This window comes from Pseudomonas sp. MWU13-2100 (assembly GCF_023242365.1).
Classification (GTDB): Bacteria; Pseudomonadota; Gammaproteobacteria; order Pseudomonadales; family Pseudomonadaceae; genus Aquipseudomonas.
In genome coordinates this window covers 45636-67191 of sequence record NZ_JALLIX010000029.1, presented here as the reverse complement: position 1 = coordinate 67191, position 21556 = coordinate 45636, and the positions used below count along the sequence as shown (strand labels likewise).

Here is a 21556-nt window from a genome sequence, read left to right as displayed (position 1 = left end):
GCGTCACAAAATTTCATGTGCCTTGAGCTATCCTCGGTAACCCGGACTCGCTCTACACCAAAGGAATGAAGATGACATTGACCGCCGAACGCCTGATCAGCTTGGCCATGGCTAACCCGGTAAACGCTCAGATAGCCTCACGTTTGCCTTCTCTCGGCTTGAGTCAATGCATGCTCACCGCAGGCTGCCTGTTCCAGGCCGCCTGGAACCAGCATTCGGACCTGCCACCCGAGTGGGGCGTCAAGGATTACGACGTCTTCTACTTCGATAAAGATCTCTCCTGGGAAGCCGAAGACGAAGTTATCCAGGCCACTCGACAGCTCTTCCTGGACCTTGGCGTCAACATCGATATCAAGAACCAGGCTCGAGTCCATCTTTGGTACGAACAGCGATTCGGGCGGGCCTATTCTCGATTGGAGTCGACCAAAGACGGCATTGATCGTTACCTCATTGCCGGCACCTGCATCGGACTGGAGGTTGCCACGGGCGAGATATATGCCCCCTACGGCCTGACCGATATCGAGCAAGGCCTGCTTCGGATCAATCCAGCACATCGCGAACCCCACTTGTTCGAGCAGAAGGCAAAAAGTTACCAGGCCCGTTGGCCTTGGCTGAAAGTCGTGGAAACCAGCTGCCCCTAAAAACGGTATCGTCTTGCAAAAATGCTCAACCTCACTGAGTCGTCAGGCGATAAAAATGGAGAGCGGTAGTGCTTGCGCGAGCGCATTGTGTAAAAGCCGATCTATTTCTTAGATGCTTGGTTGCACATTTTTATCCGGAACCTAATGTCAGTCCCGGTCATTTCCGGCAATAATCCACCTGTTTTGCCAATAAGCGGTCTCCCCGGCTCGCAGGAATCCCCTAGCCCCACTCACCGCCCTGGACAAGGACCGTCGCCACCATGCCTTCGATCTACCAACTCAAGCCCCGTTTTCAGAACCTGCTGCGGCCGGTGGTCCAGCGCCTCTTCGACAATGGTACCAGCGCCAACCAGGTCACCCTGAGCGCCGCCGTGATTTCCCTGCTGGTGGGCACCGTAGTCGCCACCTTCGCCGGACACGCCTGGGTGTTCGTGATCATCCCGCTGTGGATGATCCTGCGCATGGCCCTCAACGCCATCGACGGCATGCTCGCCCGGGAATTTGGCCAGCAATCGAAGCTCGGCGCCTACTTGAACGAACTCTGCGACATCGTCGCCGACAGCGCGCTGATCCTGCCGTTCGCCTTGTTGCCCGAAGTCAGCCTGCTGGCGGTACTGCTGGTGACCCTGCTGGCGCTGTTCTGCGAATACGCCGGTGTCCTGGGGCCGATGATCGGTGCCTCACGACGCTACGACGGTCCCATGGGCAAGAGCGATCGCGCCTTCGCCCTTGGTGTAATCGCCACCGGCGTGGCCTTCGGCCTGATCAATGCCCAATGGATAAACGGGTTATTCGTGTTGATGGTGGCACTCCTGCTGATCACGCTGGTCAATCGGGTACGGCAAGGCTTGAAAGAAGCCGCAACAAAGGAACCACCGGCCAAATAACCCGAATCGCAAAACCGCTCCCCCAGAGAGTTGCCTCAAGCTCCACCCTCCAAGATCCGGCAAAAGGACATTGCAATGCGCGACGAGCAAACCCAGACCTTCAGCACCCATGATGGCGTCGAGTTGTTTTATCGCCACTGGCCGGCCACCGCGCCTGTCGTCGGCGAACCGCGCAAGGCCATCCTGCTGTTCCACCGGGGGCATGAGCATTCCGGGCGTATCGCCCACCTGGTGGATGAACTCGACCTGCCGGACTTCGACTTCTTCGCCTGGGACGCCCGCGGTCACGGCCAGTCGCCGGGGGCGCGGGGCGACAGCCCGAGCTTCGCCACCAGCGTGCGGGATGTACAGACTTTCTGCGATCACCTCGGCGCCACCTTCGCTATTGCCGAAGAAAACATCGCAGTGGTCGCCCAGAGCGTCGGCGCGGTGATCGTCGCCACCTGGGTCCACGATTACGCGCCGAAGATCCGTGCCCTGGTGCTCGCCTCCCCGGCCTTCAAGGTCAAGCTCTACGTGCCTTTCGCCCGTCCGGGCCTGGTCCTGATGCGACGCTTTCGCGGCAATTTTTTCGTCAACAGCTACGTCAAGGCCAGATTTCTCAGTCACGACCCGGAGCGCATTGCCTCCTATGACAGCGACCCGCTGATCACCAAGGCCATTTCGGTAAATGTCCTGCTCGGGCTCTACGAAGCCGCCGACCGCGTGGTCGCCGATGCCAATGCGATCCAGGTGCCAACCCAGTTGCTGATTTCCGGCGCCGATTTCGTGGTCCATCGCAAACCCCAGGAGCAATTTTTCCAGCGCCTGGGCAGCCTGAAAAAAGAACGCCACGTACTCCCCGGTTTCTTCCACGACACCCTCGGCGAACGCGACCGGCACCTGGCCATCAGCCGCGCCAGGCGTTTCATCGAACAGAACTTCCTCTCGCCGGTCAGTCGCCCGCCCCTGCTCGACGCCGATCGCGTCGGCGAGACCTGCGCCGAATCCGAGTCGCTGGCAGCACCCTTGCCGCACAACTCACCACGCGATCTCTACTGGCGCCTGACCCGCGCCAGCATGGCCCTGGGCAGCAGGCTGTCGGCCGGGGTCAAACTCGGCTTCGATACCGGTTTCGACTCCGGCAGCACCCTGGACTACGTCTACCGCAACACCCCCACCGGGCATACCCCACTGGGCCGGATGATCGACCAGAACTACCTGAACTCCATCGGCTGGCGCGGTATCCGCCAACGCAAGCTGCATGTCGAGGAGCTGTTGCGCCTGGCCATGGCCCAGTTGCGCGAGCAAGGCCGCGAAGTGCGGATCGTCGACATCGCCGCCGGCCACGGGCGTTATATCCTTGAAGCCCTGCACGGGGTGACACCGCTGCCCGAATCGATCCTGCTGCGCGACTACAGCGATATCAACGTGCGTGACGGCAGCGCGCTGATCGTCGAAAAAGGCCTGGGAGAAATCGCCCGGTTCGTCAAGGGCGATGCCTTTGACCGCGCCAGCCTCGCCGCACTTGAGCCCAAGCCGAGCCTGGCGGTGGTGTCGGGTCTGTATGAACTGTTCGCCGACAACACCATGGTCGGCCACTCACTGGCCGGCTTGGCCGAGGCCTGCGAACCGGGCGCCTATCTGGTCTACACCGGGCAGCCCTGGCATCCCCAGCTGGAACTGATCGCCCGCGCCCTGACCAGTCACCGTCAAGGCCAGGCCTGGGTCATGCGCCGTCGCAGCCAGGCGGAAATGGACCAGTTGGTCGAAGCCGCCGGGTTTCGCAAAATCACTCAACGGGTCGATGAATGGGGGATTTTCAGCGTATCCCTGGCGCAACGCGTGCAATGATGAACAGCGCTTCCCGCGAAGCCGGCGTGCTGAAACGCGCCGTGCTCTGGCTGGTCCTGCTGGCGCCGTTGTTCTTCGCCAGCTATGGCTTTGCCACCTGGTACACGGCCCGGCGCAGTGATGTCGGCAGCTACGTGTTCGGCTGGGAAAGCCACCTGCCGTTCTGGGCCTGGACCATCGTGCCCTACTGGTCCATCGACCTGCTTTACGGTTTGTCGCTGCTGCTACCCAGAAGCAAGCGCGAGCTCGACCGGCACGCCTTGCGCTTGCTGACGGCCCAGGCGATCGCCGTCTCCTGCTTCCTGCTCTGGCCGCTGACCTTCACCTTCGCTCGACCACCGTTGGACGGCGTGTTCGGCTGGCTGTTCGCGGTGCTGGCGGGCTTCGACAAGCCCTTCAACCAGGCGCCTTCCCTGCATATCGCGTTGCTGGTGATTCTGTGGGTCATGTACCGTCGACATTTCAGCGGTGCCGGGCGCTGGCTGGTACACGGCTGGTTCGCGCTGATCGGTGTGTCGGTGCTGACCACCTACCAACACCACTTTATCGACCTCCCCACCGGCGCCCTGGCCGGCTGGTTGTGCGTATGGCTATGGCCGGATGATCGTGCCAACCCGTTGACCGTGGCGCGCCTGACACGGGACGGCCAACGCCTGACCCTCGGCGCTCGCTATGGGCTGGGCGCGGCGCTGCTGGCTATCGCCGGCATCGGTTTCGCCGGTGCCGCATTGTGGTTGCTCTGGCCGGCATTGGCCCTGGCGCTGGTGGCCCTGAATTACGCGGTGCTCGGTGCCGATGGCTTCCAGAAACGCGCCGACGGCAGCTTGAGCCCGGCGGCGCGCTGGCTGTTTGCGCCTTACCGGGCGGGTGCCTGGATCAATTCGCGGCTCTGGACAAGATCCCATCCACAACCCGATCAGGTGGTAGAAAACCTTTGGCTCGGGCGACTGCCAAGCCGCCGCGAACTTCAGGCCGGCTCATTCGCGGCCATCGTCGATCTCTGTGCCGAACTGCCGCTGGCGCCCAAGGGCCGGGCCTATCGCAGTGTCCCCGTGCTGGACCTGATCGCACCGTCAGCGGAGCAATGTCGCGCAGCCGCCCTGAGCATTGACGAATTGCGCCAGCACGGCCCGCTGCTGGTCTGCTGCGCCCTGGGTTATTCGCGCAGTGCCACGGCGATCGCCGCCTGGTTGCTGCACAGCCGCCGAGCGACGACGATCGATGCAGCCCTGGCGCTGATACGCGCGGCACGTCCCGGCGTGGTCCTGCATCCGCGGCATCGCCAGGCGCTGGAAGCCATGATCCACCTTGCGGCCATCGAAACGCCCGCTCGCTCGAGGATCGCCGATGCCCGCTAACCTGCAGCTACACGTGATCGCGAGCCTGCTGCGGCGCGGCCGCGCGCTCGACCAACTCTCCATGGGGCTGACCGTACTGGGGGTTCTGCTGGGGCTGACGCCCTTGCTCTTCAGCACCATCAACCTGTGGTGCCTGGTGGTCAGCGCCTGGCTGGTACTGTCGGGCCTACTGCAAAAGTACTGGGCCTTTCGCGTCGCGTTCGACGCCGATCTGTTCCAGTTGATGGCACAAGACCCCTGCAACCTGAGTGACCGCACCGAAGCACTGGACCAGACGCTGCAAGACCTCGGCCTGCAGCCGCGGCAATCCACAAACCGCCCCTGGACCGAGCGTAGCCGTGGCGCACTGGGCCTGCTCAAGCGTCAGGCGCTGCTGGTGCTGGTACAAATTTCCCTGCCATTGATCGTCATCCTGGCCAGCCCCTGGCTGCCCTTCGCCGGATAAGGAATCGTCATGTTCGAACCCGTGGTTGCCACCCTCATCACCTCCGGCGCCCGCTTGATCACCGGCGCTCGCAGCCTGTGGATCGGCTGCGGGCCCAATCCGGAGCAGCGCATCTACTTCGCCAACCACAGCAGCCACGGTGATTTCGTGCTGCTCTGGGCCTCGCTGCCACCGGCGCTGCGCAAGCTCACACGACCGGTCGCCGGTGCCGACTACTGGAATAAAAGCGCCCTGCGCCGCTACATCATCAAGCGGGTCTTCAACGGTGTACTGATCGACCGCGAACGCAAGGCGCCGGGGGACAACCCACTGCAACCGATGCTCGACGCGTTGGAACAAGGCCACTCGCTGATCATTTTCCCCGAAGGCACCCGCAACCAGGAGGACGGCCTGCTGCCGTTCAAGAGCGGAATTTTCCACCTGACCCGGACGTTTCCGCAGGCACAGCTGATTCCGGTATGGATCGCCAACCTCAACCGGGTCATGCCCAAGGGTCGTGTATTGCCCCTGCCCCTGCTGTGCACCACCAGTTTCGGCGCACCGCTGCGACTTGAAGACGACGAAAGCAAAGAACACTTCCTGCAACGCAGCCGCGATGCGCTGCTGGCCCTGGCACCGGAGCAACACTGAAATGGATAGGCAGACCCTGATGTTGTTCACCGGGATCGGCATGATCCTGGTCCTGGCTTCGCTGATCGGCTTTATCCTCAAATGGCGTACCCGCGGCACGCCAAACGCGGTCATCGATAACCTCAACGCCCGGATCAATGCCTGGTGGGTGATGGTGCTGGTGATCGGTATCGCCTTCTGGCTGGGTACCGGCGCGGTGATCCTGCTGTTCTATGCGGTGTCCTTCTACGCCCTGCGCGAGTTCCTGACCCTGACGCCGACTCGGCGCAGCGACTACCCGGCGCTGGTAGCGGCGTTCTACCTGGCCTTGCCATTGCAGTACCTGCTGATCTACAGCGACTGGTACGGACTGTTCTCGATCTTCATTCCGGTCTACGTGTTCCTGTTGCTACCGATCCTCGCTTCGCTGGGCGGTGACAGCACGCACTTCCTGGAACGCGCCTCAAAGGTCCAGTGGGGGCTGATGATCGCGGTGTTCTGCGTGTCGTTCGTGCCAGCACTGCTGACCCTGGAGATTACCGGCTATGAAGGCCGCAACCTGTTGCTGATCGCTTACCTGGTGATCGTGGTGCAGTTGTCCGACGTGCTCCAATACGTCTGCGGCAAGCTGTTCGGCAAACGCAAGATCGCACCCAACCTGTCGCCATCGAAAACCGTCGAAGGCTTTGTCGGCGGCATTACCCTGGCCTCCTTGATTGGCGGCGCGCTGTTCTGGATTACCCCGTTCAATCCCTGGCAAGCGGTGCTGATCGCGTTGCTGATCAACCTGCTGGGCTTTGCCGGTGGCATCGTCATGTCGGCGATCAAGCGCGACCGCGGGGTCAAGGACTGGGGCCATATGATCGAAGGCCATGGCGGCATGCTCGACCGGCTGGACTCGGTGTGCTTCGCCGCGCCGATCTTCTTCCATCTGGTGCGCTACTGGTGGACGTGAGCAGATTCAGCAGGCGCTCGGCCAACCAGCCGAATGTCAGGCCCACAGTGGTCCAGAGCACCCACTGGATGCTCAGGGAGACGACGCGGAACTTCCACACCGGCGAGCAAGCCCAGCAGCAAACCAGACCCGATATCTAGCGCATCACGCCAGTTCCCGGCGCAGTTGGCGAGCGGCGCCGACCATCTGCACCAGGGCCGCTTCGGTTTCCGGCCAGCCACGGGTTTTCAGGCCGCAGTCCGGGTTGACCCATAGACGCTCGGCGGGAATACGCCGGGCGGCTTTGCGCAGCAGGTTGGCCATCTCCGAAGCCTCCGGCACCCGTGGCGAGTGGATGTCGTAGACGCCCGGCCCGATTTCATTCGGGTAAGCGAAGGCTTCGAATGCCTCCAGCAACTCCATGTCCGAACGCGAGGTTTCGATGGTGATGACGTCGGCATCCATGGCCGCAATGGACTCGATCACATCGTTGAACTCGCTGTAGCACATGTGGGTGTGGATCTGGGTTTCATCACGCACACCGGACGCGCACAGGCGGAAGGCCTCGGTGGCCCAGTCCAGGTAGTGCGGCCATTGCGCCCGGCGCAGCGGCAAACCTTCGCGGAACGCCGCTTCGTCGATCTGGACTATCTTGATGCCGGCGGCTTCCAGGTCCAGCACCTCGTCACGAATGGCCAGTGCCAATTGACGAGCCTGCACTTCACGGGACACGTCCTCACGGGGGAAGGACCACATCAGCATGGTCACCGGACCGGTCAGCATGCCCTTCATCACCTTGTCGGTGAGACCCTGGGCGTAGCGGATCCACTCCACGGTCATGGCTTTCGGACGGCTCAGGTCGCCGAAGATCAGCGCCGGCTTGACGCAGCGGGAACCGTAGCTCTGGACCCAGCCGAAACGGCTGAAGGCATAACCGTCGAGTTGTTCGGCAAAGTACTCGACCATGTCGTTACGTTCGGCTTCACCGTGCACCAGAACATCCAGGCCCAGACGCTCCTGGAACTCGACAGCATGACGAATCTCGCTGTGCATCGCCTCGGTGTATTGGGCTTCGCTCAACTTGCCCTGTTTAAACGATTGACGCGCCAGGCGGATGGCCGCTGTTTGCGGGAACGAACCGATGGTCGTGGTCGGGAACAGCGGCAGATCCAGGCCGACACGCTGCTTCTCGATACGGCTGGCGAACACTGAATGACGCTGGCTGTCCTTGGCCGTAATCGCGGCAACGCGAGCCTGCACAGCCGGCTTGTGGATCCGCGGCGAGGCGGCACGGCTGGCCTGGACTGCACGACTGCGGGCCAATGCCTCCAGGACTGGAGCGGCTTGCGGCTCGCTGACGGCACGGGCCAGGATCGCGACCTCTTCACACTTCTGCACGGCAAAGGCCAGCCAGCTCTTGAGTTCGGCGTCCAGCTTGTCTTCACGGCCCAGGTCGACCGGGCTGTGCAGCAACGAGCAGGAAGGCGCGACCCACAGACGATCCCCCAGGCGCTCCTTGGCCTGTTGCAAGACCGCCAGGGCTTGTTCCAGGTCACAACGCCAGACATTACGGCCGTTGACCAGCCCCAATGACAGGACCTTGTAGGCCGGCAGGCGATCGAGAATGCTCGGGTATTGCTCAGGGGCACGGACCAGGTCGATGTGCAGACCGTCGACCGGCAGATTGGCCGCCAGGCCGAGGTTCTCTTCCAGGCCGCCGAAATAGGTGGCAACCAGCTTTTTCAGTGGATCGCGCTGGATCAGGTTATAGGCACGCTCAAAGGCGTTTTTCCATTCCTGCGGCAGGTCCAGGACCAGGATCGGCTCGTCGATCTGCACCCACTCGACGCCTTGGGCAGCCAGGCGCTGGAAAATCTGGCCATACAGCGGCAGCAGGCGATCGAGCAGATCGAGCTTGTCGAAGTCAGCACCTTTGGCCTTGCCCAGCCACAGGTAAGTCAACGGGCCGATCACCACGGGTTTGACGGTGTGACCCAACGCGCGCGCCTCCTCGACCTCTTCAAACAGCTGATCCCAGCCGAGCTGGAACTGCTGGTCGGCGCTGAACTCCGGCACCAGATAGTGGTAGTTGGTATCAAACCACTTGGTCATTTCCTGGGCGTGCGCACCACCGCAGCAGCTGTCGCTGACGCCACGGGCCATGCTGAACAGGGTTTGCAGGGACACCTTGCCGTCGTGCGGATGGAAGCGCTCCGGGATCACACCGAACATCAGCGAGTGGGTCAGGACCTGGTCGTACCAGGCAAAGTCGCCGACCGGAAGCAGTTCGATGCCGGCTTGCTTCTGCACGGCCCAGTGGGCCTTGCGCAGCTCGCTACCCACGGCACGCAGACCCGCTTCGTCCAATTCGCCTTTCCAGAACGCTTCTTGAGCTTTCTTCAGTTCACGGTCGCGTCCAATGCGCGGAAATCCAAGGGAATGGGCCAGTGCCATGACAAAAAACTCCAATAGGTTCGATAGGAGCCATTGTCGACACTCGGGGCATACTGAGACAAACTCATTTAAATACAGATGATCACGAGTTCTACTCATGATCATAAGCCGATGCTCGCCAGGTGAAAGCCGCTCAAGTCCGGACCCAGCGTTTAGGTTCTACACTAGGTCGGAACCCGAACGCCTTCAAAGGTAGCGCACTGATGGAACGTCTCACCGCGAAAGACTTTGCCCCTGAACTGCTTGAGCTGTACGACTACTACGTCCACGGCAAGATCAACCGCCGGGAGTTTCTCGATCGCGCGGCGAAGTTCACCCTCGGTGGCTTGGCCGCCAGCAGCCTGCTGGCGGCGCTGAGCCCGAATTATGCGCTGGCCGAGCAGGTGCCGTTTACCGACCCGGACATCTTCGCCGAATACATCACCTACCCCTCCCCCAAAGGCAACGGGCAGGTGCGTGCCTATCGGGTACGTCCGGCCAAGGCCAGCGGCAAGGTGCCAGCGGTGGTGGTCGTGCATGAAAACCGCGGGCTCAATCCCTACATCGAGGACGTGGCCCGGCGCCTGGCCAAGGCCGGATACATCGCCCTGGCCCCGGATGGCCTGTCGTCGGTCGGCGGCTACCCCGGCAATGACGAAAAAGGCCGGGAGCTGCAACTGACCGTCGACCCGGAAAAACTCATGAATGACTTTTTCGCTGCCATCGAATGGCTGATGCACCACGACACCACCACCGGTAAAGTCGGCATCATCGGCTTCTGCTATGGCGGTGGCGTCGCCAATGCCGCCGCCGTGGCCTATCCGGAACTCAGTGCCGCCGTGCCCTTCTATGGCCGTCAGCCAAAGGCCGAGGAAGTGGTACGGATCAAGGCGCCTCTACTGCTGCACTACGCCGAACTGGACAAGCCCATCACCGACGGCTGGCCCGCCTACGAGCAGGCCTTGAAAGCCGCCGGCAAGGTTTATGAGGCGCATATCTACGCCGGGGTCAACCACGGCTTCCACAACGACTCCACGCCGAGGTACGACGAGGCCGCCGCCAAGCTGGCCTGGGACCGGACGCTGGGATGGTTCCGACGCTATCTGGTCTAGGGGTTATGTCGGAGAAATCGTGGCCAGCAGGCCAATCGCGATTGTCAGTATGAGAAATCCACCCAGGAACATCGCCATCTTGGCCATAAGGCCTCCTCAACTATAAGGTCAGGGCATAACGCGGGTTGCGCAATGAGTTTACGGAGCAGAGCAAACAGAAGTCCGTGGCCCGACAGCACAGGCAGTCGCCCCGGGCATCTGCCCAAGGCTGATCCGTAGGTTCATTGTCGGTCGCGGGACGAATACATTACAGAGGCAGATAGCGATGAAAAATACGGATCAGAACAGCGGTCCGAGCAACCGCCGCACTTTCAGCAGGGCCGCGCGAAGCGTGTCCATGTCCACGGAACCCAAGGCCAGGCGGATCGCATGCGGTACATGCGGGGAGGTGGCAAAAGGCTCGGCGGTGGAGACCGAAATCTGCTCGCGCATCAGCGCCATGGCGATCTGATCGGCCCGTGCCTCTTCCGGCAGCGGCAGCCAGAGAAAGAAAGAAGACGGATGACCCACGGTGCGCAGTCCGGCCAACACTTCGTCAGCCATCGCCTGCCGGGCCTGGGCGTCCTTGCGCTTGCGCACCTCCAGCCTGGCGACGGTGCCATCCTCGATCCAGGCGGTGGCGATCGCCGTCAACACCCCCGGCGTGTTCCAGGTGGTCGCCCGGATGATTCGCTCCAGCGCCGCCACCCGCTGCACCGGCGCCGCGACAAATCCGATCCGCAAACCGGCGGCCACGCTCTTGGACAGGCCGGAAACGTAGAGGGTCCTTTCCGGCGCCAGTTCGGCTAACGGCAGCGGCGCTTGCTCCGCCAGGTAGGCGTAGGCCGCGTCCTCGATAATCAACAGGTCATGCCGGCGCGCGATCGACACCAGCTCTTCGCGCTGATCGGCCGCCATCACCCAACCCATCGGATTATGCAGGGTCGGCATGCTGTAGACGGCACGCACCGGACGATCGCGGCAGAGCTGCTCCAGGGCGTCGAGATCAGGGCCCTGGTCGGTGACGGGAATGGACACGACCTCAAGGTGCAGCGCCTGCGCCAACACCTTGAATCCGGGATAGGTCAAGGCGTCTGCGGCAATCACATCGCCGGGTTGCAGGAACGCCATCAGGATCACCGTCAAGCCATGCTGGGCGCCGCTGACAATCAGCACCTGCTCGGCCGCCACCCTCAGCCCGCGCGCCCCCAGGTGACGGGCGACCGCTGCCCGCTCGTGCAGGCGCCCGGCATGCGGGTGGTAACGCAACAAGGACTCCAGGTCACCGGACAAGGCCAGCTGGCGCAAGGCCGTGCGCAACTGCTCGGCCTGTCCCGGCGACGAGGGATAGTTGAAGTTGAGATCGACCATTCCCTGGGCAACATCGGGTTGGTCGATACCCAGGCCGGAAGGCAGGGAGGTCTCCCGGACAAAGGTGCCCCGCCCCGTTTCCCCGCTGACCAGGCCCATGGCCTCAAGCTCCCCATAAACCCGGCTGGCCGTGGCCAGCGCCAAGCCATGGTTGGCGGCCAGTTGCCGATGAGTCGGCAAGCGGGCACCGGGCGGCAGGCGCCCCGAGCGGATATCGGCGGCAAAAACGTCAACCAGCGACTTATACCGGGAACGAGGCATGGGCAGATGTATCCATGACAATATTTTGATTGTACCAATAGTCAGTCATAGCATGCGCCTCAAGCAACCCGAACCTTGAGTGTGAAGCGAAAATGGAACGAACCTCGCCCCTGAATACCCCTGTAATCGCCAAGAGCAACCGCGGCTGGCTCAATGGATTTATCGGTGTATTGATCTTCAGCGGCTCGCTGCCCGCGACACGGGTGGCGGTACTGGAGTTCGACCCGGTGTTTCTGACCGTGGCCCGGGCGAGCATCGCCGGGGTTCTGGCGCTGTGCCTGCTGTGGCTGTTCAAGGAAAGGCGCCCTGCCCGCGGCCAACTGCTGTCCCTGCTGGTGGTCGCCATCGGCGTGGTGCTCGGCTTCCCGTTGTTGACGGCACTGGCGCTGCAGTACGTGACCTCCGCGCACTCCATCGTGTTCCTCGGCTTGTTGCCGCTGGCGACGGCCGTCTTCGCTGTCCTGCGCGGTGGCGAGCGGCCGCGGCCGGTGTTCTGGTTCTTCTCCGTGCTGGGCAGCCTGCTGGTGGTGGGGTTCGCCGCGTCCCAGGGGCTGAGCGCCTCGCCCCGGGGCGATATGCTGATGCTCCTGGCGGTGCTGGTGTGCGGACTGGGTTATGCCGAAGGGGCGAAGCTCTCCCGGACACTGGGAGGCTGGCAGGTGATTTCCTGGGCGCTGGTCCTGTCGCTGCCAGTGATGCTCGTACTGACCGGGTGCCTGGCTCCCGCCACGTTCACGGGCATCAGCAGGTCCGCCTGGTTGAGCCTGGCGTATGTCTCGCTGTTCAGCATGCTGATCGGGTTTGTGTTCTGGTACCGAGGGCTGGCCCAGGGCGGGATTGCCGCCGTGGGACAACTGCAGCTTTTGCAGCCGCTTTTCGGCCTGGCCCTGGCCGCGACCTTGCTTCACGAGCCGGTCAGTTTGGCGATGCTGGGGGTTACTGTGGCGGTGATCCTTTGCGTGGCCGGTGCACGCAAATTCTCCAGGTAGACGCTGTCCTTTGTAGGCGCCCGGCTTGCTGGCGATGGCGTCCTCAAGGGCCTCATCGCCGGCAAGCCGGGCTCCCACATTGAACGTGCTGAGCGAAGTAGTGAGCCCTGGGTCAAGACGGTATCTGCTGCCCTACACCCAGCGCTTGAACAGCACGCTGGCATTGACCCCGCCAAAACCGAAGCCATTGGAGAGCGCGTACTCCATGGGCAACGACCGGGCCTGGCCGCGAATCAGATCAAGACCTTCGGCAAGCTCATCGGGGTTATCCAGATTGAGCGTCGCCGGCGCCATCTGATCGCGCAATGCCAGCACCGTGAAGATCGCCTCGATCCCTCCGGCGGCGCCCAACAAATGTCCGGTGGCGGATTTGGTCGAGCTGATGGCCGGCCCACCGATTGCCCCGAACACGGCCTTGATCGCCGCCAATTCGCCCTTGTCACCCACCGGCGTCGAGGTGGCATGCGCATTCAGGTGCCGGACCTGGGACGGCTCGATCCCGGCCTGGCGCAATGCCTGCTGCATGGCGCGGCGGGCGCCGTCACCGTCTTCCGGGCCAGCAGTCATATGGTAGGCATCGGAACTGGTACCGTAGCCCACCAATTCGGCAAGAGGTTTGGCGCCGCGCGCCAGGGCATGCTCCAACTCCTCGATCACCAACAGGCCGGCCCCCTCGCCCATGACGAAGCCATCGCGGGCCTGATCGAAGGGCCGGGAGGCAAGCGACGGAGTCTCGTTGTAATCACTTGAAAGCGCCCGGGCCGCCGCGAATCCGGCCAGGCTGACCCGGTGGATGCAGGCTTCCGCGCCACCGCAGACCGCCACATCGATCTCCCCCGCGCGGATCATCCGGGCGGCGTCGCCGATGGCCTGGACGCCAGCGGCACAGGCGGTCACCGGAGAACCCAGTGGCCCCTTGAGACCGTGGCGGATAGAGACGTGACCGGCGGCCATATTGCTGAGAAACGAGGGTATGGTGAACGGCGACAGACGCCTTGGGCCCTTGCTGTCGGTAGTGCGCACCGCTTCAGCGATGGCGGGAAAACCACCGACCCCGGAAGCAATAATGGTCGCCGTGCGCTCCTGCGCCTCAGGGGAGTCAGGAGCCCAGCCGGCCTGGGCCAAGGCTTCATCCGCCGCCGCCAGGGCAAACAGGATGAAGCGGTCCATCTTGCGCTGCTCCTTGGCGGCCAGCAGTTGATCCGGATCGAAGCCGGCTTCCGGGTCCTGGACACGGTCCGGGACCTGGCCACCGATACTGATCGACAGGTCGCCAATCAACTCCGCCGGCAACTGGCGGATACCGGACTGTCCGGCCAGCAGGCGCTGCCAGATCTGTTCGACTCCGCAGCCCAGCGGGGTCAGCGCGCCCATGCCGGTGACGACGATGCGTTTGTTCATGACGATCCAACTCCTTCAGGTGATTGAGCGAGGTAATGGCTTGTGGACGCTACTATCATCATGAAAGTAACATAGTCATCTCACAAATGTCCGAGCGCCCCGACAGGAGCCACCATGCAACGCAAAAACCTGAGCCATGCCGAATGCCCGGTTGCCCGCAGCCTTGAACGGGTAGGTGAGTGGTGGAGTATCTTGATCATGCGCGACGCCTTGCATGGCCTGAAGCGCTTCGACGAATTCTCCCGCAGCCTGGAGATTGCCCCGAACATGCTGACCCGGCGCCTGAATGCGCTGGTGGACGCGGGCCTGCTCGAACGCCAGCCCTACAGCCAGCGCCCGCTGCGCCATGAATATGTACCGACCGCCAAGGGCGAGGATTTTCGCGTGGTGCTCATGGCGTTTGTGGAATGGGGAAATCGTCACTATGCGCCGGAAGGCGAAAGTGTGCAGATCGTCGAACGCGAGAGCGGGCGACCGTTGCAATTGATGATGGCGGATATCGCCGATGGGCGTCCGGTGCCATTGAACCGCAGCACGGTGCAGGCCGGGCCGGCGGCCAGCGAGCAGATGCGTCAGCGGCTGGCATGATCTCAGGTACGAGAAGAAAAATGGCAGGGGCGGCTGGATTCGAACCAACGCATGGCAGGATCAAAACCTGCTGCCTTACCGCTTGGCGACGCCCCTGTATCTGTTGCGACGAGTGCATGACACCCGCTTGTTGATCTTGCAGCTTGCGAACCCGCGAAGGGTCGCTGCGAGAGTGCGCGGAAATTTACCAACTTTCCCAGCGTCTGGGAAGCCCCAAGGCGAACAAATTTGTTTTAAAACAGCTACTTATTCTTGAGAACAGTCGGGAGCTGTTCGTTTGAGCTTTCAGAAGGCCTGCGGCTCCCAGGGTCCGCAGACGCGCCGTGCCGCGCTTTTCGGACATGGGGTTGTCAGTGCTGACGTACCGTACACCTGCGTGACAAGTCTCAGGTACAGATGGGAAAAGCCTTTGGCCCACTGGCACCCAATCAATAGTTGGCGTTATTGTCGGTTTTTTCCGCCTCGATTCCGGAGCCCGCCATGGACCTGCCGACACTGATCCTGTTTATCCCGGCGTGCTTCGCCCTGAACATGGCGCCCGGTCCGAACAACCTGCTCTCGGTGAGCAACTCGACGCGTTATGGCTTTCGCACCTCATGCCTGGCGGGCTTCGGGCGCTTGCTGGCATTTGCCGGAATGATCGCCCTGGCTTCGGCGGGCCTGGCGGTGGTGCTGCAAACCTCGGAACTGCTGTTCTATGGCATCAAGATCCTCGGCGCGGGCTACCTGATCTACCTTGCCATCCAGCTCTGGCGTGCCAACCCCGATGCCGACACCCGTACCCAAAGCGCCCCCGTCAGCCTGCGCGCCCTCGCCCGCCAGGAGTTCCTGGTCGCGGCTGGAAACCCAAAGGCAATCCTCATCTTCACCGCCTTCCTCCCCCAGTTCATCGACCCGACCCGGGGCGTCTGCGCCCAGTTCGCCGTACTGGGCGCCCTGTTCCTGATGCTGGAGTTGATCGCCATCAGCGCTTACGCCTATATGGGCGTGCACATGCGCCGCTGGTTCGCCGAACCAAAGGGCAAGCGTCTGTTCAATCGCGGTTGTGCGGTGTTGTTGTCCGCAGCGGCTTCGGTGCTGCTGACGGCGCGACGGGCCTGAGACCCCGCCCCATCCGTTACTCGTAGACCGTCACCCGATTACGCCCGGCCTTTTTCGATGCATACAAGGCATGGTCCGCCCAGGCGATCAGGTCGGCGTGACTGATTGAAGGCCGGCTCAAGTCGGCCACCCCCAGGCTGATGGTGAAGCGGATGCTCTGGCCTTCGTGCAGCACTTCCAGGTCTTCGATCGCCTTGCGCAAACGCTCGGCAAAAAAGCGCGCGCCGGACTTGTCGGTGTCCGACAGCACCACGCCAAACTCCTCGCCGCCATAACGCCCGGCCACGTCGCTGTCGCGCACATGCTCGCGGACCAGATCGGCCACATGCTCAATGACCTTGTCCCCGGCCTGGTGGCCATAGGTGTCATTGACCCGCTTGAAGTGATCGATGTCGAACATCACCAGGCTCGTGGCATTGCCATACCGCTGGTTCCGGGCATAAGCGGCCTTCAGGCTTTCCTCCCAATGCCCACGGTTGTACAGCCCCGTCAGGCGGTCGGTGCTGGAGAGCTTCTGCAACTTGGCATTGGCCGCCTGGAGCTGGTGGCGGTTGGTGGCCACGTCGGTGACGTCGTAGATCACCAGGCAGATATGGGTGATGGTGCTGTTGGTGGAACGCAACGGCAACAACGTGGTGTTCTGGTACATGAAGTCTTCCTGGCCGGTGATCGGCTGGTAGTTCTTGAACCGCACCAGGTAAGGTCGCTGCTCCCAGATGGTGAACGCCGGCGTGCCCAGGGTCGCGACACTCTCCACCTTGCGGCTGAACCACTCGCGATCGACTTCGGGGAACAGGCTGAAGAAGGACTGGCTGGTGGCGTCCTTGGGCTGCACCCCGGAACGGTTCTCCATAAAGGTGTTCCAGACCTGCACGCAGTAGTCGCGGTCCAGCACCACCACGCCCACGTCGATGCTCTGGACAATCGCCAGCAACCAGTGAAACTCGTTCAGATCGAGAATGTCGTTCATGGCTCAGCTCATCAGGTAGGCGAGTTTGTCGGTCAACCGCTGGATGGAGTCTTCCGTGAACAACAACAGCAAGTCGAAATGAATATCGTGCCCTTCCAGGCTGTAGCTGATTTCTACCGCCAGGGTCTTTTTCCAGCGCTGCTGGTTGACCCGGATCAGTTCGTCGATGGCCGCGTGCTGCCCGAGAATCTGTGGGTGCCCCTGGGAAAACACCACGTCGATCTGCTCGGCAATACTGCTCAGGCACGCGCCGATCAGCACGCTGGAGAGGTCGAGCAACATTTCAAGGTCCGAATATTCGGTGCCCTGGCGTTGCATCAACTGCGCCATGTCGGCGATTTCCGAGTCATGGAACATCAGCAAGGCTTCGCCGGCGATGCCGCTGCCGATAAAGCCCTGGCAGATGGCGGTGAGCTGGTTGCAGCTCCCGGCATCCATCAGCGCCATGTGCAGCTCGCCCACTTCGAGGATATTCACGTTCGGCACCGGCAACTGCACGAACACACCCAGGACCTTGGCAATCAGCGCCGCCGCACGCCCGATGGCCACGTTGACCGTTTCGCGAAAGGCATCGCGAAAGCTGATTTCAGTCGTCGGTTCAGGGCGAGCAGCTAATGGTGTCGGACCGGGGGCCTTCAGCAGCCCCAGTCGGTCGAGGATCTCACGCAGCTCGTCCTGGTCGAAGGGCTTTTTCAGGAACGCCAGCGCACCCAGCTCGTGAACCCGGCGTACCGCCTCTTCCTGGACGTCACCGGAGATCACGATCACCTGTGCCTGCAAACCTTCGGCCCGGATCGCCGAGAGCACCTGATAGCCATCCATTTCCGGCATGGTCAGGTCGAGCAGCACCACTTGCCCCAATCCCTGGCGAATGGCATCCAGCCCCTGTCGACCATCGCTGGCCTGGGTGATCGAGACCTGCCAGTCTGCCGGCAGCGCCCGCAAAACCTGCTTACGGGCCATGTTGGAGTCGTCACACACAAGTAGGGGAATCACTGACACAGACCGGTGCTCATCTTATTTGGGTATCAGGGAAAGCATTAATGGCATGATGCCATAACTTTTACAAAACATACTCAGCGTACAGGTTTTATTGCGAACTACGTCCGATATTCCAACAGCTTAGGTGCAATCGGGACTCAGGGGATGGCTTAGGTCAACGAAGTGGATCGACGGCGCCCCCGTGGGAATCTCATGGACGCAGCGAAAAGCGCTCGCGATAAGCCTGTGGCGTGACACTCATGGCCCGCAGAAAGCTGCGGCGCAGGGTTTCCTCGCTGCCGAAACCACAGCGGGTGGCAATCCGCTTGATCGGCATCGCGGTATCGCTCAACAGGCGCCGGGCGGTTTCCACCCGGATCTGTTCGATGGCCCGGGCCGGCGTCTGCCCGGTCTCGGCACGGTAGTGACGGACGAAACTGCGCTCGCTCATGCCCGCCTGCTGCGCCAGGACCGGGATCGACAGGTCCTGCGCCAAATGCTCGGCGATCCAGGCCTGCAAATCGCCGAAGCGGCTGCCGGCCTTCTGTAAGGACAAGGTGGCGCTGAATTGCGACTGCCCGCCGGGGCGTTTCAGGAACACCACCAGATGCCGCGCGACCTCCAGCGCCACGGGACGCCCCAAGTCCGCCTCAACCAACGCCAGGGACAAGTCGATACCCGCAGTCACTCCGGCCGAGGTCCAGACCGGGCCATCATTGATAAAGATCGGATTGGGCTCGACCCGTACCCGCGGGTACTGCGCCGCCAATTGTTCGCAGCGGGTCCAGTGGGTTGCCACTCGCCGCCCGTCCAGCCAGCCGCTGGCCGCCAGCAGGAAGGCCCCGGTGCAGACCGAGGCGACCCGTCGCGCGCAACTGGCCTGCTGGCGTACCCAGGCCACCAGCGCCGGGTCCTCGGAAGCCGCGTAGGTGCCCCAACCACCCGCGATGATCAGGGTGTCGCAAGACACGCCCGTGGCCGGCAAAGGATTGGCCACCAGGGCCAACCCCGCCGAACTCATCACCGGCTCGCGCTGGTCGGCAATCACACTCACCGCATAAGGCAGCGGCAGGCCCGCGGCACGGGCCAGGTCGTTGGCCGAGGCAAAGACCTGCAGCGGCCCGGTAACATCGAGCACCTGGACATTGGGAAAAGCCAGGATGCGGATCGTTCTGGGTGTATTCATGGGGATTGGCGTGAAACGTGGGGTCAATGGCAGATACGCCAAAGCCTACGGAACTACAGTGAAGTCGTCCAGCCCTGCAGGACCCGCCTATTTACTTCCACGGAGCTATTACATGACGCTGCATATCGGCTTTCTGTTATTCCCCAAAGTCCAACAGCTCGACCTCACCGGCCCCTACGACGTTCTGGCCACGTTGCCGGATGCGCGAATCCACCTGATCTGGAAGGACCTCGCCCCCGTCACCGCCAGCACCGGTCTGGTCTTCACCCCGACGACCACCTTCGACGACTGCCCGCCCCTGGACGTGATCTGCATTCCGGGCGGTGCCGGGGTCGGACCATTGATGGAAGATGCCGAAACCCTCTCGTTCATCGTCCGCCAGGCCGCCCGGGCGCGGTACGTCACCTCGGTCTGCACCGGTTCCCTGGTGCTGGGTGCCGCCGGGCTGCTGCAAGGCCGCAAGGCCACCACTCACTGGGCTTATCACGACCTGCTGGCGAGCTTCGGCGCGCTCCCGGTGAAGGATCGTGTGGTACGTGACGGCAACCTGCTGACTGGCGGCGGCATCACCGCCGGGATCGATTTTGCCCTGACCCTGGTCGCTGAACTGGTCGGGGCACAAGAAGCCCAGGTGATCCAGTTGCAGTTGGAATACGCACCGGCGCCTCCATTCAACGCCGGCAGCCCGGAGACAGCCCCCGCGGACGTGCTGGAGATTGCCCGGCAACGAGCGGCGGAGTCGCACAAACAACGCAGCCTGATCACCGAGCGTGTCGCCCAGCGCTTGAAACAGGCGGGTTAATCGCGCTCCCACGGCATATCCAGCAACGCCGAACCCAGGCTCTTGCCGTGGGCATCCAGTGCCAGGGAGCGGGTCACCCCGCCACGGAGAATGCCCGGCAAGACGAAATTCAAGGCCCGCACTCCCGGTACCGCGTAACGCCGTACCGGTCCGGCAGCCGGATCGAGCAAGGGCGCAAAGTAGTCCGCCACCCGCTCTGCCGTCAGCCATTCGCATAACCTGAGGTAGTCCTCGACCCGATAGGCGATCACCGAGATATTCGAGGTGTCGCCTTTGTCGCCCGTGCGCGAATGGGCAAAAGCGCGTAACTCAAGACCGCTCATGACCGATCCTCCAGATGAATCGCTACCGTCAGATTTTCCCGTGGCAGCAACAGAGACGCCACCGCCACCACCTGTCGCACACTCTTGCTCGCACCGCCACCACTTGACGGGCCATTGGTGTATAGCGTCTCCACTTCATTGCCGACACGCAGCGCATCGGCCCGATCGACACAACGCGCCGCCACCCGCAAACGGACTTCCCAAGGCTCGCCCTGCCCTCGCGCACTCAGCGCTTCGCCATACAGGGCATCAACGCCCATCAGTTCCGCACGAACTTCCTCGGCCTTGACGCCGATGATTTCCAGGCGCTGCAAGACAATTTCCCGCGCCAGCCGCGCCCGGGCCAGGGCGCCCGGACCACCGTAGGACATCTGCCCCTCGCCGATCCAACCGTCCAGGTAACCCACCGAGACCTTCAAGGTGTCCGGACGCTGGCGTCCACTCGCGCCCTGCACACCAACCCGGTCGGCCCCTTCCTCGACAAAACTCACGCCCTCAAAGTCCGCCGTGACATCCGGCGTCAGGTAGGCCGCCGGGTCATGCACTTCATAGAGCAACTGCTCCGTGCAGGTCGCCGCATCCACCCGACCGCCGCTGCCCACAACCTTGGTGATGGTCGCCCGGCCCTCGGCATCCACTTCGGCCAGGGGAAAGCCCAGGTGCGCCAGGTCCGGCACCTCCTTGACGCCCGGGTCGGCAAAATAACCGCCGGTGATCTGCCCCGCACACTCCAGCAGATGACCGATCAGCGTGCCACGGCCCAGGCGCGGCCAATCGTCTGCCGCCCAGCCGAACTCGAAGCACTGCGGCGCGAGGAACAACGACGGATCGGCCACCCGGCCGGTGATCACCACATCGGCATCGGCCGCCAGCGCCTGGACGATACCTTCCACGCCCAGATAGGCATTGGCAGAGACCAGCCGGTCGCCCAACTGTTCGACCCGCAAGCCGTTGTCCAGCAAACGACTCGGCCCGGCACGCAGCACCTCAAGCACATCGTCACCCGTCACCGCGGCAATCTTGAGTCCGTGCAAACCCAGCTCGGCAGCGATCCGCCGGACCTCACGCGCGGCGGCCAGGGGATTGGCCGCACCCATATTGGTGATGATCCGCAGACGTCGCCCGGCACCGGCCACAAACGGCAGCACACGCTGCATCCGCTCACGCAGCAACGGGTCATAACCGGCCTCGGGATCACTGAGCCGGGCCTGCTGCGCGAGGGCGATGGTCCGTTCGGCCAGGCACTCGAACACCAGGTAATCCAACTCACCCTTGGCCGCCAGTTCCACCGCCGGCTCAATGCGGTCGCCCGAATAGCCGGCACCGGAGCCGATACGCAAGGTTTTCATCGC

At 62.8% G+C, this 21556-nt stretch carries 20 protein-coding genes and 1 tRNA gene; 12 read left to right on the top strand and 9 right to left on the bottom strand.

All coding sequences use genetic code 11. From position 1 onward, the window contains the following. Positions 1-71: 71 nt before the first annotated feature. From M5B99_RS19795 to M5B99_RS19765, 7 genes are all read left to right on the top strand, one after another. Positions 72-641 carry a nucleotidyltransferase family protein gene (locus M5B99_RS19795; protein WP_248805613.1) on the top strand — a complete coding sequence of 190 codons (570 nt, stop codon included), beginning with the start codon at positions 72-74 and terminating at the stop codon, positions 639-641. A gap of 260 nt (positions 642-901) precedes the next feature. Beyond that, positions 902-1528, top strand: coding sequence for a CDP-alcohol phosphatidyltransferase family protein (locus M5B99_RS19790; RefSeq protein WP_248805612.1), 627 nt, complete (start codon positions 902-904; stop codon positions 1526-1528). A gap of 75 nt (positions 1529-1603) precedes the next feature. Further along, positions 1604-3361: a bifunctional alpha/beta hydrolase/class I SAM-dependent methyltransferase gene (locus M5B99_RS19785; protein WP_248805611.1), complete on the top strand. Its 1758-nt coding sequence runs from the start codon at positions 1604-1606 to the stop codon at positions 3359-3361. Then, positions 3358-4719 carry a phosphatase PAP2/dual specificity phosphatase family protein gene (locus M5B99_RS19780; protein WP_248805610.1) on the top strand — a complete coding sequence of 454 codons (1362 nt, stop codon included), beginning with the start codon at positions 3358-3360 and terminating at the stop codon, positions 4717-4719. Before M5B99_RS19785 ends, M5B99_RS19780 begins: the two co-directional genes overlap by 4 nt. After that, the gene (locus tag M5B99_RS19775) at positions 4709-5164 is read left to right on the top strand and encodes a hypothetical protein (protein WP_248805609.1); all 456 of its coding nucleotides are present in this window, start codon (positions 4709-4711) and stop codon (positions 5162-5164) included. The genes M5B99_RS19780 and M5B99_RS19775 overlap by 11 nt, the downstream gene beginning before the upstream one ends. A gap of 9 nt (positions 5165-5173) precedes the next feature. Continuing rightward, complete coding sequence (locus M5B99_RS19770) at positions 5174-5794, top strand: lysophospholipid acyltransferase family protein (RefSeq protein WP_248805608.1); 621 nt, start codon at positions 5174-5176, stop codon at positions 5792-5794. A 1-nt stretch (position 5795) separates the two neighbouring features. Beyond that, positions 5796-6728: a phosphatidate cytidylyltransferase gene (locus tag M5B99_RS19765; protein WP_248805607.1), complete on the top strand. Its 933-nt coding sequence runs from the start codon at positions 5796-5798 to the stop codon at positions 6726-6728. Positions 6729-6872: 144 nt separating this feature from the next. On the opposite strand, the gene metE is transcribed toward M5B99_RS19765, so the two are convergent. Then, entirely contained in the window at positions 6873-9161 is a 2289-nt protein-coding gene (gene metE, locus M5B99_RS19760; protein ID WP_248805606.1) for a 5-methyltetrahydropteroyltriglutamate--homocysteine S-methyltransferase, read from the bottom strand. Between the two features lie 203 nt (positions 9162-9364). On the opposite strand from metE, the gene yghX reads away from it, so the two are divergent. Continuing rightward, positions 9365-10252 (top strand): YghX family hydrolase, encoded by an 888-nt coding sequence (gene yghX / locus M5B99_RS19755; protein WP_248805605.1) that lies wholly within the window; start codon positions 9365-9367, stop codon positions 10250-10252. A gap of 279 nt (positions 10253-10531) precedes the next feature. Here the strand turns inward: yghX and M5B99_RS19750 are convergent, their stop codons facing one another. Continuing rightward, complete coding sequence (locus tag M5B99_RS19750) at positions 10532-11863, bottom strand: PLP-dependent aminotransferase family protein (RefSeq protein WP_248805604.1); 1332 nt, start codon at positions 11861-11863, stop codon at positions 10532-10534. Positions 11864-11955: 92 nt separating this feature from the next. Here M5B99_RS19750 and M5B99_RS19745 point away from each other — a divergent pair, with 92 nt between their 5' ends. Continuing rightward, the gene (locus M5B99_RS19745; protein WP_248805603.1) at positions 11956-12852 is read left to right on the top strand and encodes a DMT family transporter; all 897 of its coding nucleotides are present in this window, start codon (positions 11956-11958) and stop codon (positions 12850-12852) included. A gap of 132 nt (positions 12853-12984) precedes the next feature. On the opposite strand, the gene fabF is transcribed toward M5B99_RS19745, so the two are convergent. Next, positions 12985-14253, bottom strand: coding sequence for a beta-ketoacyl-ACP synthase II (gene fabF, locus M5B99_RS19740; RefSeq protein WP_248805602.1), 1269 nt, complete (start codon positions 14251-14253; stop codon positions 12985-12987). Positions 14254-14367: 114 nt separating this feature from the next. On the opposite strand from fabF, the gene M5B99_RS19735 reads away from it, so the two are divergent. Further along, positions 14368-14841 carry a winged helix-turn-helix transcriptional regulator gene (locus tag M5B99_RS19735; protein WP_248805601.1) on the top strand — a complete coding sequence of 158 codons (474 nt, stop codon included), beginning with the start codon at positions 14368-14370 and terminating at the stop codon, positions 14839-14841. A 21-nt stretch (positions 14842-14862) separates the two neighbouring features. Here M5B99_RS19735 and M5B99_RS19730 read toward each other — a convergent pair. Next, positions 14863-14937 (bottom strand) — tRNA-Gln (locus M5B99_RS19730). A gap of 384 nt (positions 14938-15321) precedes the next feature. Here M5B99_RS19730 and M5B99_RS19725 point away from each other — a divergent pair. Then, positions 15322-15942 carry a LysE family translocator gene (locus tag M5B99_RS19725; RefSeq protein ID WP_248805600.1) on the top strand — a complete coding sequence of 207 codons (621 nt, stop codon included), beginning with the start codon at positions 15322-15324 and terminating at the stop codon, positions 15940-15942. Between the two features lie 16 nt (positions 15943-15958). On the opposite strand, the gene M5B99_RS19720 is transcribed toward M5B99_RS19725, so the two are convergent. The 3 genes from M5B99_RS19720 to M5B99_RS19710 form a co-directional block, all read right to left on the bottom strand. Beyond that, positions 15959-16912 carry a diguanylate cyclase gene (locus M5B99_RS19720; RefSeq protein ID WP_248805599.1) on the bottom strand — a complete coding sequence of 318 codons (954 nt, stop codon included), beginning with the start codon at positions 16910-16912 and terminating at the stop codon, positions 15959-15961. A gap of 3 nt (positions 16913-16915) precedes the next feature. Beyond that, positions 16916-17914, bottom strand: coding sequence for a response regulator (locus M5B99_RS19715; protein ID WP_318654579.1), 999 nt, complete (start codon positions 17912-17914; stop codon positions 16916-16918). Positions 17915-18104: 190 nt separating this feature from the next. Beyond that, positions 18105-19079 (bottom strand): GlxA family transcriptional regulator, encoded by a 975-nt coding sequence (locus tag M5B99_RS19710; RefSeq protein WP_263860580.1) that lies wholly within the window; start codon positions 19077-19079, stop codon positions 18105-18107. 112 nt (positions 19080-19191) lie between these two features. On the opposite strand from M5B99_RS19710, the gene inhA reads away from it, so the two are divergent. Continuing rightward, positions 19192-19881, top strand: a complete 690-nt coding sequence (gene inhA / locus M5B99_RS19705; RefSeq protein ID WP_248805597.1) for an isonitrile hydratase — start codon at positions 19192-19194, stop codon at positions 19879-19881. Here inhA and M5B99_RS19700 read toward each other — a convergent pair. Continuing rightward, entirely contained in the window at positions 19878-20204 is a 327-nt protein-coding gene (locus M5B99_RS19700) for a hypothetical protein (RefSeq protein WP_248805596.1), read from the bottom strand. The genes inhA and M5B99_RS19700 overlap by 4 nt on opposite strands. Next, positions 20201-21553 carry an acyclic terpene utilization AtuA family protein gene (locus tag M5B99_RS19695; RefSeq protein ID WP_248805595.1) on the bottom strand — a complete coding sequence of 451 codons (1353 nt, stop codon included), beginning with the start codon at positions 21551-21553 and terminating at the stop codon, positions 20201-20203. Before M5B99_RS19695 ends, M5B99_RS19700 begins: the two co-directional genes overlap by 4 nt. Positions 21554-21556 lie beyond the last annotated feature (3 nt).